Here is a 14,019-nt window from a genome sequence, read left to right as displayed (position 1 = left end):
GGCTTTTACCGGTGGAACTGAGAATTCGGTGGAAGTCCGCCGACACACCGCCGGCAATGCCGAGTGGTGGGTTTCTTTTCTCATACCGTCATAGTTGTGGACATCCCTCTTAACAGCTCCCTGGTCCTGGCGGCAGCCGTCGGGCTCTGGCTGCTGTGGGTTGCCCCGCAGTACCTGCATGGAAGGCAGACACCTGCAGCGTCCGCGTCCGGGCGAACAGGAACGGCCTCCGGTGCAGTCAGCAGCGCCGCCAACGAACCGGACCCAAGTTCTCAGGGGAACATCATGTACAACACCAGCACCGGCGTCCAGCCGCCGCACGGGCCGGGGCGCCCCCAGCCGGGGGCAGACCGCGGTTCTGGTGATACGCCTGCCCGGCCCGCCGCAGCTTCTGCGCCGCTGCGCATCCGGTACGACCGCCTGGTGCTGGCCGGACTGGGACTGTTCTTCCTTGCCGGAATTCTTGCAGGCGGCGCAGCAGCGCTCCTGGGGATGGTGTCCGGTTGGCTGCCGGCAGCAGCTGCCCTCGGCACGATCACCGTTTTCGCGGCACTCCGCAATCTTGCCGTCCGCGACCGCCGGGTGCGCCGAGCGCGCCGTGCAGCGGCGCTGGCAGACCGTGCAGCGCAGCCTGCTGCGGCTGCGCCCATCCGCTCCAACCCGCGGGCCGACGTCGTTTTCGATGCTTCCCCTCCGGTTGCCGCGGAGTCCGGAGCCGCGGCTGCTGCAGCCGTACCGCCCGTCCGGCCGTCCGCGCCGGCCCCGAAGCCGCTGCCGCGCCTGACCGCAGGAGAACTCCGCGCAGCGGCCCTGGCCGAAGCGGCCAAGAGCGCCGAAGCATCGTCCTGGGAGCCCGTTGACGTTCCCAAACCGACTTATGTGGATGCCCCCATGGCACCGCGTCCGGCACCGAAGCCGCTGGCCGCTCCCGCAGCGCCCAAGCCCGTGTTGAAAACGCCGATCCGCCCGGTCGCAGCACCCGCTGCCGGCAGCACCCCCATCGACCCCCGGCCAGCCACCGGCATTTTGAACCTGGACGACGTCCTGCAGCGGCGCCGGGCCTAACCGGGCCGAATGCCGCCGTACCCGCGGCGCGGACGCGGCGGCGACGAGCGCTCCCGTCCGGGGCCCTCCGCCGGGGCCGCGCACCGTTCCCTGCTGGAGGGGACGAAAATGGCTGTACCGCTGGCGCAGCTGCTGACGCCGCGGCACCTCATCCTGGACTCTTGGACGCACGAGCGGACCTTCCACCGGCCCGGAGCCGGCGTCAGCTGCTTGTACGGGGTACAGGCACTCGACCGGTCGGGCCGCATCGTGAGGCTCTATGCAGGTGCCACCACCGCCGCCCTCGGCACCACGGATCAAGGCACCCTGCAGACGTCGGTGGCCGGGATCCGGCTGAGCGTGTGGCTGCACCCTCATGATCCGCTGCTTCCCGCGCTGCCCTGGGCACTTTCACCGGGGGACGTTGCCCGGGATGTCTTTGGCCAACCAGACCCTGGGGCCCAGACGGTCCTGAGCCTCTCCGCATACCGGCCGCTGCGCCGGGCCGTGGTGCGGGCGGTGTCCGGGGAGAGCACTGCCTACCTCAAAATCCTGCTGCCGGGCCACGCGGAGGAACTGCGCCGCCGGCACCGGCTGCTGGCCGGGACGGCGGTTCCCGCGGCCGCAGTGACCGGCACCCGTCAGCCCGCCGATCCCCGGGCGGACAGCGCCGTGGTGCTCTCCGCCCTGACCGGGGAGCCCCTGCTGCCCGGGCTGCGGGACGGAACACACGGGCTGGTCCCGGAAGACCTGACCCGGCTCCTGGACCTGCTCCCGGCCGACGCCCTGGCCCTGGACCCACGCCCTGCCTGGGCCGAGCGCGCCCGCGCCTACGGCCATGCAGCGGCCGTCATCCTGCCGCAGGAAGCAGGCCGGATCATGGGCATGGCACAGACAATCGAGAAGTATGTCCGCGGCCTGGAGCCCGGACCCATCGTCCCCGTGCACGGGGACTTTTATGAGGGGAACCTCCTGGCAGCCGGCGGACGCATTACCGGCCTGCTCGACGTCGACGGCCTGGGTCCGGGACACCGCGTTGATGATCTCGCCTGCTTCCTGGGCCACCTGGCCGTCCTGGCGGAACTCTCCCCGGACTCTGCGCTGCCCGGCCAGCTGCAGGTGTTCCATGCGGCATTCCAGGATTTTGCCTCCGCGGCCGGAAGCTCACCGGCTGCCTTGGACGCGCGGGCGGCCGGAGTTGCCCTGAGCCTGGTGCCGGGAGCCCGCGCGGGGAGCCTGAGCCGCACCGGGAACGCCCTGGCGCGTCTGCAGGCCGCGGAAACGCTGATGGCAGATGCGGAGGTCGGCGCCGGCGGAAAGGGTCTGTGAGTATGACGGATGCCCAAAGACGGCTGTATCCGCCGCCGATCCGCCGATCCGCCGCGGAAAAGGCCGTCGGCTATCCGGACCGGACGGCAAGGCTGCGTAGGCTGAAGGCATGCAACTGAGCTCCAACCCACGCCCACGGGGTGAACAGACCGCCGTCGGCCTGGATATCGGCGGAACAAAAACACACGGCATCCGGCTGCAGGGCAGCGAGGTCGTGGCAGAGGCCGTCAGCGGCAGCGCCAACGTTCAGAACGTTTCCCGCGAGCAGGCACGGCAGCATCTGGCCGAGATTTTCGCGGCCCTGGGAACGCGGGACGTGTCCCGGGTGGTCGCGGGCTCCGGGGGAGTGGACACGGAAGACGACGCCGCAGCGCTGCGTGCCCTGATCCAAGAGCATGTTCCGGACGCCGAAGTGAGCGTAGTACATGACACCCGGCTCATCCTGGCCGCGGGCGAGGCTCCCGCCGGCATCGGCCTGATCGCGGGCACCGGCTCCGTCGCCTGGGGGATGGACCCCTCCGGTACCCAGGCGCGGTCCGGGGGCTGGGGCTACCTCCTCGGCGACGAAGGCAGCGCCTACTGGATCGGCCGCGAGGCGGTCCGCCACACCCTGCGCCTGCACGACCTTGGCCAGGAACCCGACCGCCTGGCAGCCGAGCTGCTGCTGGCCGTCGGCGTGCCGTCTCCGGAGCTGCTCATCGCCCGTTTCCACGCTGACACCGGACGGCGCTACTGGGCTTCCATGGCGCGGGTTGTGTTCGAGGCTGCGGAGGAAGGACATGCCCCCAGCCGGAGCATCGTCGCCACCGCGGCGCGGGACCTCGCCGGACTGGTCGGCGACGTTGCCGCCCAGCTGAATATCCGGGGTCCCGTAGTGATCGGCGGCGGCATCGGCGTCCACCAGCCGCTGCTGCAGGACCTCCTCGAGGCAGGGCTTTCCGCCCGGGGACTCGCGGATATCCGCTTCCTCACCCAGGACCCGGTTTTCGGCGTCCGCTACCTGCTCGGCGGTGAAACCGCATGAGCGGAGCCAAAGAGCCGTTCGACGTCCGCGTCGGCGCGTACGCCGTCGTTATCCAGGACGAGGCGATCCTGCTGGCGCACTGGCACCAGCACGGTAACTCCGCGTGGACCCTTCCGGGCGGCGGACTCGAATTCGGGGAAGACGCACCCACCGCCGCTGTGCGTGAGGTGCTGGAGGAAACCGGGTACACGGTGGAACTGGACGGCCTGCTGGGAGTGGACAGCCACTTCATTCCGCCGGCGAAAAGGATGCACGGGGAAGGCCGCATGCTCCACGCCCTCCGGGTCGTCTACCGGGCCAGCATTACCGGTGGAACACTGGTCAGTGAACAGTCCGGGAGCACAGATGAAGCGGCCTGGTTCCCGCTGGCCGAGGTGGCCGGGCTGGAGCGTGTTGGACTGGTTGACGCGGCCCTTGAGCTGCTCCGGACCGCTCCCGACCAGGGGACGGCGCCGCTTCGCCCGTGGCGTAACACTCCTTAGCGCTGGACTCAGGGGCGCGGTTACACATAGCGTAATTCCACGGCTTGTCAGCATACTGCCGATTTCCCGCCGTATGTGCACCAGCCGAAACCAACCACGGAGGCCATCATGTCCCTGCCGGATGCCCCTACGCCCCAGCCGGGTGCTGGGCAGCCCATGATCAGTTTCAGCGGCGTCACCAAGTCCTATCCGGACGCTGACTCGCCCGCCGTGGACAACCTCTCCCTCGACATCGACAAGGGCGCCATTACCGTCTTCGTCGGGCCCTCCGGCTGCGGGAAAACCACCTCGCTGCGCATGATCAACCGCATGGTTGAGCCGACGTCCGGAACGATCCTGGTGGACGGACGGGACGCGGCCAGCATCCCCTCCTCCGATCTGCGCCGGTCCATGGGATACGTGATGCAGTCCTCCGGGCTGCTCCCGCACCGGACCGTCCTCGACAACATTGCGACGGTTCCGCGGCTGAACGGGGTCTCCAAACGGCAGGCCCGGGCCCGCGCCGCAGAGCTGCTCGACGTCGTGGGCCTGGCCCCGGAGATGGGCAAACGGTATCCGGCCCAGCTGTCCGGCGGCCAGCAGCAGCGGGTCGGTGTCGCCCGCGCACTGGCAGCGGATCCGCCGGTGCTGCTGATGGATGAGCCGTTCAGCGCCGTGGACCCCGTGGTCCGCGCAGAACTGCAGCAGGAACTGCTCCGCCTGCAGCGTGACCTGGCCAAGACCATCGTGTTCGTCACCCACGACATCGATGAAGCAACCATCCTCGGGGACAAGGTCGCGGTCTTCGCCGTCGGCGGGCGGCTGGCGCAGTACGACTCCCCGGAGGGTATTCTCCGCGCCCCCGTCGATGACTTCGTTGCCGGTTTTGTGGGCAAGGACCGCGGTTTCCGGCACCTGGGCTTCCAGCCCGGAGACACCATTACCGTTCATCCCGTGCAGACGCTGGATCCGGCCCAGCTCGCGGACCCGGCCGTTCCGGTCCGCGGCGGGTGGGCGCTGGCGGTCGACGACGGCGGCCGGCCCCTGGGCTGGGTGCCCGCCTCCGGGCGTGCGGCCGTTACCGCCCCGGCCGACGTCGTGCCGGGCGGTTCTCTGCACCGGCGCGGGGAGAGCCTGCGCAGCGCACTGGACGCGGCACTGTCGTCTCCGTCGGGAATGGGCGTCGTCGTTGATCCTGACGGCCGGGTGGAAGGCATCGTCCAGGCCGGGGAAATCCTTGAACTGATCGAAAAGGCCCGGCTGCGCCGCGGCATGGCGCTGCACGGTTCGGCGGTCTGACATGGACTGGTTCCTGCAGAACACGGAAATGATCGGGCGCCTTACCGCGCTGCACCTGTTCCAGGCCGTGATTCCGCTGGTGCTCGGTGTGCTGATCGCCATTCCGCTGGCCCAGGCCGCGCGGCTGCACCGCGGGCTCGGAGGGTTCATCCTCGGCACGTCCGCCGTGCTCTACACCATTCCGTCACTGGCCCTGTTCGTCCTGCTGCCCGTCGTCCTGGGCACCAAGGTCCTGGACATCACCAACGTGATTGTGGCGCTCACCATCTACGCCGTCGCCCTGCTGGTCAGGTCCACCGTAGATGCCCTGAATTCGGTGGATGACGATGTCCGCCAGGCTGCGGCAGCGATGGGCTACCGGCCGCTGCGCCGCTTCCTCGCCGTCGACCTCCCCCTGTCGCTGCCCGTGCTGTTCGCCGGGCTGCGGGTGATTTCGGTGTCCAACATGTCCCTGGTGAGTGTCGGCGCCCTGCTGGGCATCGACAGCCTCGGCCGGCTCTTTATGGACGGTCTCTACCGGAACTTCCCCACTGAGATCGTTGTCGGCATTGTGCTGATCCTGCTGCTTGCGCTGGTGCTGGACCTGGTGCTGGTCCTGAGCCAGCGGCTCCTCACCCCGTGGACCCGGGCCGCCAAGCGGAGCGCTCCCCGGCTGCCGCTGTCCACCCTTGAAGCCAGGACGGCGGGTGCGTCATGAACTACTCCAGCGATAACGTCCTGGTTCAGATGTTTGAGTGGCTCACCTATCCCGCCAACTGGGAAGGTCCCCGGGGGATCCCCGTACGGATCGTGGAGCACCTGGGCTACACGGCACTCGCCGTCGGCATCGCCGCGCTGATCGCCGTTCCGCTGGGCCTGTACATCGGACACACCGGACGGGGGCGCGTGGCCGTTGTGTCCGGCACCGGCATCCTGCGGGCCCTGCCCACCCTGGGCCTGGTGTTCCTCTTTGTGCTGCTCGCCGGAATCGGACTGATGCCTCCCATCTGGGCCCTGGTGCTGCTGGCCATACCTCCGCTGCTCGCAGGCGTCTACGCCGGGATTTCCTCCGTGGACCGAACCATCGTGGACGCGGCACGGGCGATGGGGATGAACGAGTTCCAGATCCTCTTCCGGGTTGAGCTGCCCAACGGCCTGAAGGTCGCCTTCGGCGGTTTCCGGGCAGCCGTCCTGCAGGTCCTGGCGACCGTCTCCGTCGTCGCGTTCATTTCGCTCGGCGGACTGGGCGTGTACCTGATCGAAGGAACCCAGCTGCGGGACAACGGACGCCTTTTCGGCGGTGCGCTGCTGATTGCGCTGCTGGCGCTCGCCGTGGATTTGGTGCTGGCGGCCGTCCAGCGCCTTGTACTATCGCCGGGGCTGCGGAACCGCAGTATCCGGAAACCGGCCGCCCCAAGCCGCCGGCAGGCCCAGCCCGCCGTCCTCCAAGAAGGAGCATCATCATGAGCACACGTACCCGTCCGCGCACCAAGGCCGTCCTGACGGGAGCAGCAGGCCTGGCAGCCGCTCTGCTGCTGGCGTCCTGCGGAGCGAATTCAGACCCGCAGGGCGAGGAATCGAGTACCTCGCCGGCAGCTTCGGGGGAGACCTCCACTCTTGTCGTCGGATCCGCAGACTTCCCCGAATCGCAGATTATCGCGGAAATCTATGCCGGAGCCCTGAACGCCAAGGGCATCGAAGCCAGCACCAAGCCGGGCATCGGTTCCCGCGAGATCTACTACCAGGCCCTTGAAGACGGCTCGGTTCAGATCATTCCGGACTACAGCGGGAACCTCCTGCTGTTTGCCGACACGGAAGCCACCGCTCAGTCGGCCGAAGAGATTATGGATGCCCTGCCGGCCGCGCTCAAGGAGGAATCTCCGGACGCCAACATCGCCGTCCTGGAACCGGCCTCGGCTGAGAGCAAGGACGCCCTGGTGGTCACCCAGGCCACCGCGGAGAAGTTCGACCTCACCTCGCTGGAGGACCTGGCCAAGGTCTGCGGCGAGATCACCATCGGCGCGCCCACCACGTTCCAGGAACGGGCCTACGGCCTGCCGGGCCTGGCGGAGAAGTACGGCTGCGAACCGGGCGGATTCGAAGCGATTAACGACGGCGGCGGTGAGGCAACACTGCAGGCGCTGCTGACGGACAAGGTCCAGGCGGCGGACATCTACACCACCACGCCGTCGATCGAGGAGAACAGCCTGGTGGTCCTGGAGGACCCGAAGAACAACTTCATCGCCCAGCAGGTGCTGCCCCTGGTCAACCTCGACGCCGTGAACCAGGAAGCGCAGGACGTCCTGAACAGCGTGTCAGCCGTCCTGACCACGGATGACCTGATTGCCCTGAACCAGGCCGTCTCCGGGGACCAGAAGCAGGATCCGAAGGCCGCAGCGGAAGCGTGGCTGAAGGAGAAGGGCCTGGCATAGGTCCTAATGAAATGACCGGCAGCGGCCCGTTTGACCCGTCAAACGCGCGCCGCTGCCTGTCATTTTGGGAAAGCCGCGGCCAGGGTGCCGCGGCCCATATGGCATTCTGAGTAAATGGCAGAATTCACCCAGTCCCACAAGCTCCACAACGTCCTCTATGACATTCGTGGACCGCTGCTCGAACATGCGCAGCGAATGGAAGCCGCCGGCCAGCGGATCCTCAAGCTGAACATCGGCAATCCCGCGCCGTTCGGTTTCGAGGCGCCGGAGGCGATCCTGGTGGACATGATCCGCCATCTGCCTGACGCACAGGGCTACAGCGATTCGCGGGGCATCTTCTCGGCCCGCACCGCCGTCGTGCAGTACTACCAGGGCCGCGGTATCCAGAACATCGACGTGGACGACGTCTACCTGGGCAACGGGGTCAGCGAACTGATCACCCTGTCCCTCCAGGCCTTGCTGAACAACGGGGACGAAATCCTGGTCCCCACTCCGGACTACCCGCTGTGGACAGCATCCGTGTCACTGGCCGGCGGCACCGCCGTGCATTACCTCTGCGATGAGGACAACCACTGGTGGCCGGATGTCGAGGACATGGAGGCCCGGATCACCAACCGGACCAAGGGGATCGTGCTGATCAACCCGAACAACCCCACCGGTGCCGTCTACCCCGAGTACATCCTGCGCCAGATCGTCGACCTCGCGCGCAGGCACGGCCTGATCATCTTTGCCGACGAGATCTACGAAAAGATCCTCTACGACGGCGCGGTGCACATCAACGCTGCTGCGATCACCGGGGAGGACGTGCTCTGCCTGACGTTCAGCGGCCTGTCCAAGGCCTACCGCATCGCCGGTTTCCGCAGCGGCTGGATGACCATCTCCGGTCCGAAGCGGGACGCCGCCGACTACATCGAGGGCATCAACCTGCTGGCCAACATGCGCCTCTGCGCCAACGTTCCGGCGCAGCACGCCATCCAGACAGCGCTGGGCGGCTACCAGAGCATCAACGATTTGATCCTGCCCGGCGGCCGGCTCAAGGCCCAGCGGGACCTGGCCCACAAGATGCTCAACGACATCCCCGGTGTCAGCTGCGAAAACGCCGAAGGCGCGCTGTACCTCTTCCCGAAGCTGGACCCCGAGGCTTATCCGATCGAATCGGACGAGATGTTCGCGCTGGACCTGCTCAAGCAGCAGAAGATTCTGGTCTCACACGGCACAGCGTTCAACTGGATCCGGCCGGACCACTTCCGGATGGTGACGCTGCCCGCGCTGGAGGACATTGAGGACGCCGTGTCGCGGCTCGCCGAGTTCCTCAGCACCTACAAGCCGTAGCCTCACCCAGCCGCGTTCACTCGGACGCGTCGCCGCGGGCTGCCCGTGCCGCTTCCAGGCGCGCACGGGCACCCTCGAGCCAGGATTCGCACCGGGTAGCCAGCGCTTCGCCGCGCTCCCACAGGGCCAGGGATTCCTCGAGGCTGGCACCGCCGGTCTCCAGCCGGGTCACCACGGACACCAGCTCGTCGCGGGCCTGCTCGTAGCTCATGGCTTCGACATCTGCCGGCAGCGCTGCTGCTTCATTCATGCTGTTCTCCTGGTTGCTTTGATGCTGGGTGGGAAGGACTGGAGCGTTCAGGCCGGCGGCCGGGGACCGGTCGCCGTGGCGCCGAGTTCACCTGCCGCGACACGGATGCGCAGCGCGGCCCCGGGGTCAACCCCCGCCGCGTCGCGGACCACGGAACCGTCTGTAAGCTGCACGACGGCGTAACCGCGGTCCAGGGTTTTCTGCGGTGAGAGGGAAAGGACCTGCGCCCGCAGATAGGTGATCCGGTCGGCGTCGCGCCGGACCTCGGCGCGCATGGCGGAGAAGGCCCGGTCCCGGAGCCGGTGGATGTCGTCGCCGCGGGTAGCGAGCATGGTTTCGGGTGTGGAGAGCACCGGGCGGCTGCGGATGTGCCGCATCCGCTCGGCTTCGCGTCCCAGCGTCAGCTCCATGATCCGGCGCAGCTGCGAGCGTGCAGCGCCGATGCGCGCGAGTTCCTCGCCGACGTCGGGCACAATCCGTTTGGCCGCGTCGGTGGGGGTCGAGGCCCGCAGGTCCGCCACCTCGTCGAGCAGCGGGCGGTCGGCCTCGTGGCCGATGGCACTGACCACCGGGGTTTGGGCGGCCGCCACCGCGCGGACCAGGTCCTCATTGCTGAAGGGCAGCAGGTCCTCCAGCGAGCCGCCGCCGCGGGCGATGACGATCACGTCGACTTCCGGCATGGCATCCAGGGCAGCCAGCGCGCGGGTCACCTCGGCTACCGCATTCACGCCCTGCACTGCGACTTCCCGCACCTCGAACTCCACTGCGGGCCAGCGCAGGGCGGCGTTGCGCATCACGTCCTTCATGGCGTCGGAGTTGCGGCCGGTGATCAGGCCGATCCGGCCGGGAAGCAGGGGCAGGCGGCGCTTGCGGGCCGCACTGAACAGGCCCTCGGCTGTCAGGGCCTGGCGCAGCCGCTCGATCCGGGCCAGCAGGTCGCCGAGGCCCACCGGACGGATGTCCCGGGTCTGCATGGACAGTCGGCCGGTCTTGACCCAGAAGTCCGGTTTGATGTGCGCCACCACGCGCGCACCCCGCTCGAGCGGCAGCTCCAAACGGTTCATCACGGTGCCCCATACCGTCAGGGACAGGGAGATCTCAGCATCGACGTCGCGGAGCGTAATGTATGACGCGCTGGCCCGGCGGTTCAGCTCAATGATCTGGCCCTCCACCCAGGCCGCGGGAGCCCGGTCGATGTAGGCCTTCAGATTCTTCGAAAGCAGCGCCAGCGGCCAGGGGTTTTCCGGCGAAGTCAGTGCCGCCGTCGGGGCCAGGGCGGTCCCGGCGTCTGCCTCGCCAGGGCCCTGGGGTCCTGTTTCATCCTGCATTCGAACTCCTGGAGGTTTAGCTGCCGGCCCGTGCCCGGGAAGGTACCGGTCCACGGTTAATGTCTATCAGGTACTTAGGACACGGCGGGCCAACGATCCCGGATGGTGGATGCGGCGCCGGTGTTTGGCAGAATTCCAGCAGGGCAGCGAACCGGCGGCCTGCGTATTACGAGTGGAGACAGATGCGAAGCTTTGGTTCAGCGATCCTGGTTCTGGCAGCCGTGCTCTTGGCAGGGACGGCCGCCTGCGGCGCCTGGCTGGCGCAGAATGTGGTGTCCCCGGCAGGGTTCGCCAGCCTCGCCCAGCCGCTGGGGGAGAACCAGGCTTTCCAAGCGCAGCTTTCCGATGCCATCGCGCAGCAGGCGGCCGCAGCCGCGGCGGACGGTCTGCCGGAGAGCATCACCCAGTTCATCGAACCCGTTGTTCAACAGGCCGTGTCCGGAATCCAGCAGGATCCCGGCTATCCACAGGCCTGGACCGCAACTCTGGAACAGTCGCACTCGGCCACGTTTGAATCCGGCATCCCGACCCTGGATATTGGGCCCCTGCTGAACCTGGTCCTCGCCGGCGTCGCCGGGGAAATCGGAACCGACGCACCGGACGGAGAATCCCGGCCGGTCGCCCTTTCTAATACAGATGTGAGCGGGCAGCTGGAGCGCCTCACCGGTTTTGCGGACGCGTGGCCGATGTTTGCAGCCGCTGCGGTCCTGGCCGCTCTGCTTGGACTGCTGGCCGCCCGCCGCCGCTCCACCACGCTGGCACTCACCGGCGCCGGCGCACTGGGCGTTGGAGTGATCCTGTGGCTGCTCGCCGGAGCTGCCCCCGCCGTTCTGGACCGGTTCTCACCCTCCAACCCGGTGGCTTCCACGTTCATCAGTGCCCTGGGCCCCGAAGCAAGCGCGGCCTTCCAATCCTGGCTCGTCCCGCTGATGCTCGGGGCGGCCGCCGTTTTTGTCCTGGGGCTGGTCTTCCGGTTGGCAGCAGGTGCCCGGCGGAGGGTGCGCTGACAGCGTAGGGGCCGCCCCGGCGCCGGGCCGTCGGCGGCACCGGCTAGCATGGTGGTATGACCAGCACAGCCGTTTCCGTGCCGATGCCCACCGTGCCACGCCGCCGCCGCAGCCCTGAAGAGGTTGCCGCGGCAGCTCCCGTCGAAGGCCCCCGCCGGGTACTTCTTGCCGCTCCGCGCGGTTACTGTGCGGGCGTGGACCGCGCGGTCATCGCCGTCGAAAAGGCGCTGGAGGCCTACGGGCCGCCCATCTACGTCCGCAAACAGATCGTCCACAACCTGCACGTGGTCCACACGCTGGAGGAAAAGGGTGCCATCTTCGTCGACGAAACCGACGAAGTTCCGGAAGGCGCACGGCTGATCTTCTCTGCACACGGCGTCTCTCCCGCCGTCGTGCAGTCCGCGAAGGACCGGAATCTGCAGACCATCGATGCCACCTGCCCGCTGGTGACCAAGGTCCACAAAGAGGCAGTGCGTTTTGCCCGGGATGACTTTGACATCCTGCTGATCGGCCACGAGGGCCACGAGGAAGTTGAAGGCACCTACGGCGAGGCCCCCGAACACACGCAGATCGTGAACGGTCCCGAAGACGTGGACAAGGTGGTGGTCCGTGATCCGGAGAAGGTCATCTGGCTGTCCCAGACCACCCTGAGCGTGGACGAAGCCATGCACACGGTGAATCTGCTGCGCCAGCGGTTCCCCACCCTGCAGGATCCGCCCAGCGACGACATCTGCTACGCCACCTCCAACCGGCAGGCAGCGATCAAGAAGATCGCCCCCGACGCCGACCTGGTGATCGTGGTCGGCTCGGCAAACTCTTCCAACTCGGTGCGGCTGGTCGAGGTAGCGCTTGAGTACGGGGCCAAGGCCTCCCACCGCGTGGACTTCGCCAACGAGATTGACGAGAGCTGGTTTGAGGGCGTTGCCACAGTCGGTGTGACCTCCGGCGCTTCCGTGCCGGAAAACCTGGTCCAGGACGTCCTGAACCTCCTGGCGGACTACGGCTACGGCGACGTCGAAGAAGTGGTGACAGCGCAGGAGGACATCATCTTCTCCCTGCCCAAGGAAATCCGCGCCACGCTCAAGGCCATGGGGGACACCTCACGCGGCCTGGGCGGACGCCGCACCGGCTCCTAACGAGGTCCGCCCCTCCCCGAGACAGCCGAAACGGCACGCAGCAGCGCTGAAACGTCCAGTTTCCGGGGAGGGCCCGCCCGCAGGGCTCCGGTTCGGCTCTGGCGGGCCGTCCCGGTAACATTGGCTAACGTGGCTCTTACTATTGGCATCGTCGGCCTGCCCAACGTCGGCAAATCGACCCTTTTCAACGCACTGACACGGAATAACGTGCTGGCAGCGAACTATCCGTTCGCGACGATCGAACCGAATGTCGGCGTCGTCTCCCTGCCCGATCCGCGGCTGGCCAAGCTTGCCGAGATCTTCGGCTCGGCCCGCATCCTGCCGGCCACCGTGTCCTTCGTGGACATCGCCGGCATCGTGAAGGGCGCCTCCGAGGGTGAAGGCCTGGGCAACCAGTTCCTCGCCAACATCCGCGAAGCCGAGGCCATCGCCCAGGTTATCCGCGTCTTCGATGATCCCGATGTCGTCCATGTGGACGGCAAGGTTGATCCGAGCTCGGACATGGAGACCATCAACACCGAACTGATCCTCGCGGACCTCCAGACCCTGGAGAAGGCCATCCCGCGCGTGGAGAAGGAAGTGAAGATCAAGAAGCGCGACGCCGCGCAGCTGGCTGCCATGCAGGCCGCACAGACTGTGCTGGAGCGCGGCGACACGATCTTCGCCTCCGTGGAGAGCGACAAACTGGACATGGAGCACCTGCGCGAGCTGAGCCTGCTCACCGCCAAGCCCTTCATCTACGTCTTCAACGTCGACGACGCCGTGCTGGGCAACCCCGCCCGCCAGGAGGAGCTGCGCGCCCTTGTGGCCCCCGCGGACGCCATCTTCCTCGATGCCAAGCTCGAAGCCGACCTGGTGGAGCTGGACGAGGAAGAAGCCCGCGAAATGCTGGAAATGAGCGGCCAGGAGGAATCCGGCCTGGACAAGCTCGCCCGCGTTGGCTTCCACACCCTCGGCCTGCAGACCTACCTGACCGCCGGTCCCAAGGAGACCCGCGCCTGGACCATCCGTAAGGGCGACACCGCCCCGCAGGCTGCCGGCGTCATCCACACCGACTTCCAGCGCGGCTTCATCAAGGCCGAGGTTGTCTCCTTCGACGACCTCGCCGAGGCCGGCTCCATGGCTGAGGCCAAGGCCCGCGGCAAGGTCCGGATTGAAGGCAAGGACTACGTGATGGCCGACGGCGACGTGGTGGAGTTTAGGTTTAACGTCTAGATTCTTCGCTTTGAGGCGTTTCAGATAGCCGCCAGGAACACAGGTTCCTGGCGGCTATCTGCTTTAAGCCATCCTGGTATCGGCACCAGACAGGCAGAACGCTGAAGTCCAGTCACCCAGTCAGCCCGCGCAGCGTTTCCAGAGCTCAAGGGGCGGCAGAGACGGCGATGGGTTGCCCAGCGG

Annotated in this window: 14 protein-coding genes; 12 read left to right on the top strand and 2 right to left on the bottom strand. The window is 67.5% G+C overall.

What is annotated here, in order from left to right; all coding sequences use genetic code 11:
* Nucleotides 1-96: 96 nt before the first annotated feature.
* The 9 genes from ArtHe_RS10120 to ArtHe_RS10080 all read left to right on the top strand — a co-directional run bounded on the left by ArtHe_RS10120 (nt 97) and on the right by ArtHe_RS10080 (nt 8,900).
* Complete coding sequence (locus ArtHe_RS10120) at nt 97-1,065, top strand: hypothetical protein (RefSeq protein ID WP_248316689.1); 969 nt, start codon at nt 97-99, stop codon at nt 1,063-1,065.
* 108 nt (nt 1,066-1,173) lie between these two features.
* Nucleotides 1,174-2,373 (top strand): phosphotransferase, encoded by a 1,200-nt coding sequence (locus ArtHe_RS10115; protein ID WP_248316688.1) that lies wholly within the window; start codon nt 1,174-1,176, stop codon nt 2,371-2,373.
* Between the two features lie 109 nt (nt 2,374-2,482).
* Nucleotides 2,483-3,397, top strand: a complete 915-nt coding sequence (locus tag ArtHe_RS10110) for a BadF/BadG/BcrA/BcrD ATPase family protein (RefSeq protein WP_248316687.1) — start codon at nt 2,483-2,485, stop codon at nt 3,395-3,397.
* The gene (locus tag ArtHe_RS10105) at nt 3,394-3,879 is read left to right on the top strand and encodes an NUDIX hydrolase (protein WP_248316686.1); all 486 of its coding nucleotides are present in this window, start codon (nt 3,394-3,396) and stop codon (nt 3,877-3,879) included. The genes ArtHe_RS10110 and ArtHe_RS10105 overlap by 4 nt, the downstream gene beginning before the upstream one ends.
* A gap of 156 nt (nt 3,880-4,035) precedes the next feature.
* Nucleotides 4,036-5,157: an ATP-binding cassette domain-containing protein gene (locus ArtHe_RS10100; protein WP_248316685.1), complete on the top strand. Its 1,122-nt coding sequence runs from the start codon at nt 4,036-4,038 to the stop codon at nt 5,155-5,157.
* 1 nt (nt 5,158) lies between these two features.
* The gene (locus ArtHe_RS10095) at nt 5,159-5,854 is read left to right on the top strand and encodes an ABC transporter permease subunit (protein ID WP_248316684.1); all 696 of its coding nucleotides are present in this window, start codon (nt 5,159-5,161) and stop codon (nt 5,852-5,854) included.
* Entirely contained in the window at nt 5,851-6,603 is a 753-nt protein-coding gene (locus ArtHe_RS10090) for an ABC transporter permease (RefSeq protein ID WP_174522104.1), read from the top strand. Before ArtHe_RS10095 ends, ArtHe_RS10090 begins: the two co-directional genes overlap by 4 nt.
* The gene (locus tag ArtHe_RS10085) at nt 6,600-7,568 is read left to right on the top strand and encodes an ABC transporter substrate-binding protein (RefSeq protein WP_248316683.1); all 969 of its coding nucleotides are present in this window, start codon (nt 6,600-6,602) and stop codon (nt 7,566-7,568) included. Before ArtHe_RS10090 ends, ArtHe_RS10085 begins: the two co-directional genes overlap by 4 nt.
* A gap of 114 nt (nt 7,569-7,682) precedes the next feature.
* A complete protein-coding gene (locus tag ArtHe_RS10080) occupies nt 7,683-8,900 on the top strand; it encodes a pyridoxal phosphate-dependent aminotransferase (RefSeq protein ID WP_248316682.1) in 1,218 nt (405 codons plus the stop codon).
* A gap of 16 nt (nt 8,901-8,916) precedes the next feature.
* Here the strand turns inward: ArtHe_RS10080 and ArtHe_RS10075 are convergent, their stop codons facing one another.
* Both ArtHe_RS10075 and xseA read right to left on the bottom strand, forming a co-directional pair.
* Nucleotides 8,917-9,150 carry an exodeoxyribonuclease VII small subunit gene (locus tag ArtHe_RS10075; RefSeq protein ID WP_248316681.1) on the bottom strand — a complete coding sequence of 78 codons (234 nt, stop codon included), beginning with the start codon at nt 9,148-9,150 and terminating at the stop codon, nt 8,917-8,919.
* 47 nt (nt 9,151-9,197) lie between these two features.
* Entirely contained in the window at nt 9,198-10,478 is a 1,281-nt protein-coding gene (xseA, locus tag ArtHe_RS10070; RefSeq protein ID WP_248316680.1) for an exodeoxyribonuclease VII large subunit, read from the bottom strand.
* Nucleotides 10,479-10,660: 182 nt separating this feature from the next.
* Here xseA and ArtHe_RS10065 point away from each other — a divergent pair, with 182 nt between their 5' ends.
* The 3 genes from ArtHe_RS10065 to ychF all read left to right on the top strand — a co-directional run bounded on the left by ArtHe_RS10065 (nt 10,661) and on the right by ychF (nt 13,836).
* Nucleotides 10,661-11,485 carry a hypothetical protein gene (locus ArtHe_RS10065; protein ID WP_248316679.1) on the top strand — a complete coding sequence of 275 codons (825 nt, stop codon included), beginning with the start codon at nt 10,661-10,663 and terminating at the stop codon, nt 11,483-11,485.
* Between the two features lie 56 nt (nt 11,486-11,541).
* Nucleotides 11,542-12,621 (top strand): 4-hydroxy-3-methylbut-2-enyl diphosphate reductase, encoded by a 1,080-nt coding sequence (locus ArtHe_RS10060; RefSeq protein ID WP_248316678.1) that lies wholly within the window; start codon nt 11,542-11,544, stop codon nt 12,619-12,621.
* 129 nt (nt 12,622-12,750) lie between these two features.
* Nucleotides 12,751-13,836, top strand: coding sequence for a redox-regulated ATPase YchF (gene ychF, locus ArtHe_RS10055; protein ID WP_248316677.1), 1,086 nt, complete (start codon nt 12,751-12,753; stop codon nt 13,834-13,836).
* The last annotated feature ends 183 nt before the right edge of the window (nt 13,837-14,019 follow it).

This window comes from Arthrobacter sp. Helios, from assembly GCF_023167125.1.
GTDB classification, from domain to species: Bacteria; Actinomycetota; Actinomycetes; order Actinomycetales; family Micrococcaceae; genus Arthrobacter_B; species Arthrobacter_B luteolus.
The sequence above is the reverse complement of the archived record's forward strand: the minus strand, read 5'-3'. Positions and strand labels throughout refer to the sequence as shown.

Bases quoted from the DNA above. Each gene is read 5' to 3' on its own strand.
- ArtHe_RS10100 (WP_248316685.1), top strand. From the start codon at position 4,036: ATGATCAGTTTCAGCGGCGTCACCAAGTCCTATCCGGACGCTGACTCG.
- ArtHe_RS10105 (WP_248316686.1), top strand. From the start codon at position 3,394: ATGAGCGGAGCCAAAGAGCCGTTCGACGTCCGCGTCGGCGCGTACGCC.
- ArtHe_RS10065 (WP_248316679.1), top strand. From the start codon at position 10,661: ATGCGAAGCTTTGGTTCAGCGATCCTGGTTCTGGCAGCCGTGCTCTTG.
- ArtHe_RS10080 (WP_248316682.1), top strand. From the start codon at position 7,683: ATGGCAGAATTCACCCAGTCCCACAAGCTCCACAACGTCCTCTATGAC.
- ArtHe_RS10075 (WP_248316681.1), bottom strand. From the start codon at position 9,150: ATGAATGAAGCAGCAGCGCTGCCGGCAGATGTCGAAGCCATGAGCTAC.
- ArtHe_RS10085 (WP_248316683.1), top strand. From the start codon at position 6,600: ATGAGCACACGTACCCGTCCGCGCACCAAGGCCGTCCTGACGGGAGCA.
- xseA (WP_248316680.1), bottom strand. From the start codon at position 10,478: ATGCAGGATGAAACAGGACCCCAGGGCCCTGGCGAGGCAGACGCCGGG.
- ArtHe_RS10095 (WP_248316684.1), top strand. From the start codon at position 5,159: ATGGACTGGTTCCTGCAGAACACGGAAATGATCGGGCGCCTTACCGCG.
- ArtHe_RS10110 (WP_248316687.1), top strand. From the start codon at position 2,483: ATGCAACTGAGCTCCAACCCACGCCCACGGGGTGAACAGACCGCCGTC.
- ArtHe_RS10090 (WP_174522104.1), top strand. From the start codon at position 5,851: ATGAACTACTCCAGCGATAACGTCCTGGTTCAGATGTTTGAGTGGCTC.
- ArtHe_RS10115 (WP_248316688.1), top strand. From the start codon at position 1,174: ATGGCTGTACCGCTGGCGCAGCTGCTGACGCCGCGGCACCTCATCCTG.
- ArtHe_RS10060 (WP_248316678.1), top strand. From the start codon at position 11,542: ATGACCAGCACAGCCGTTTCCGTGCCGATGCCCACCGTGCCACGCCGC.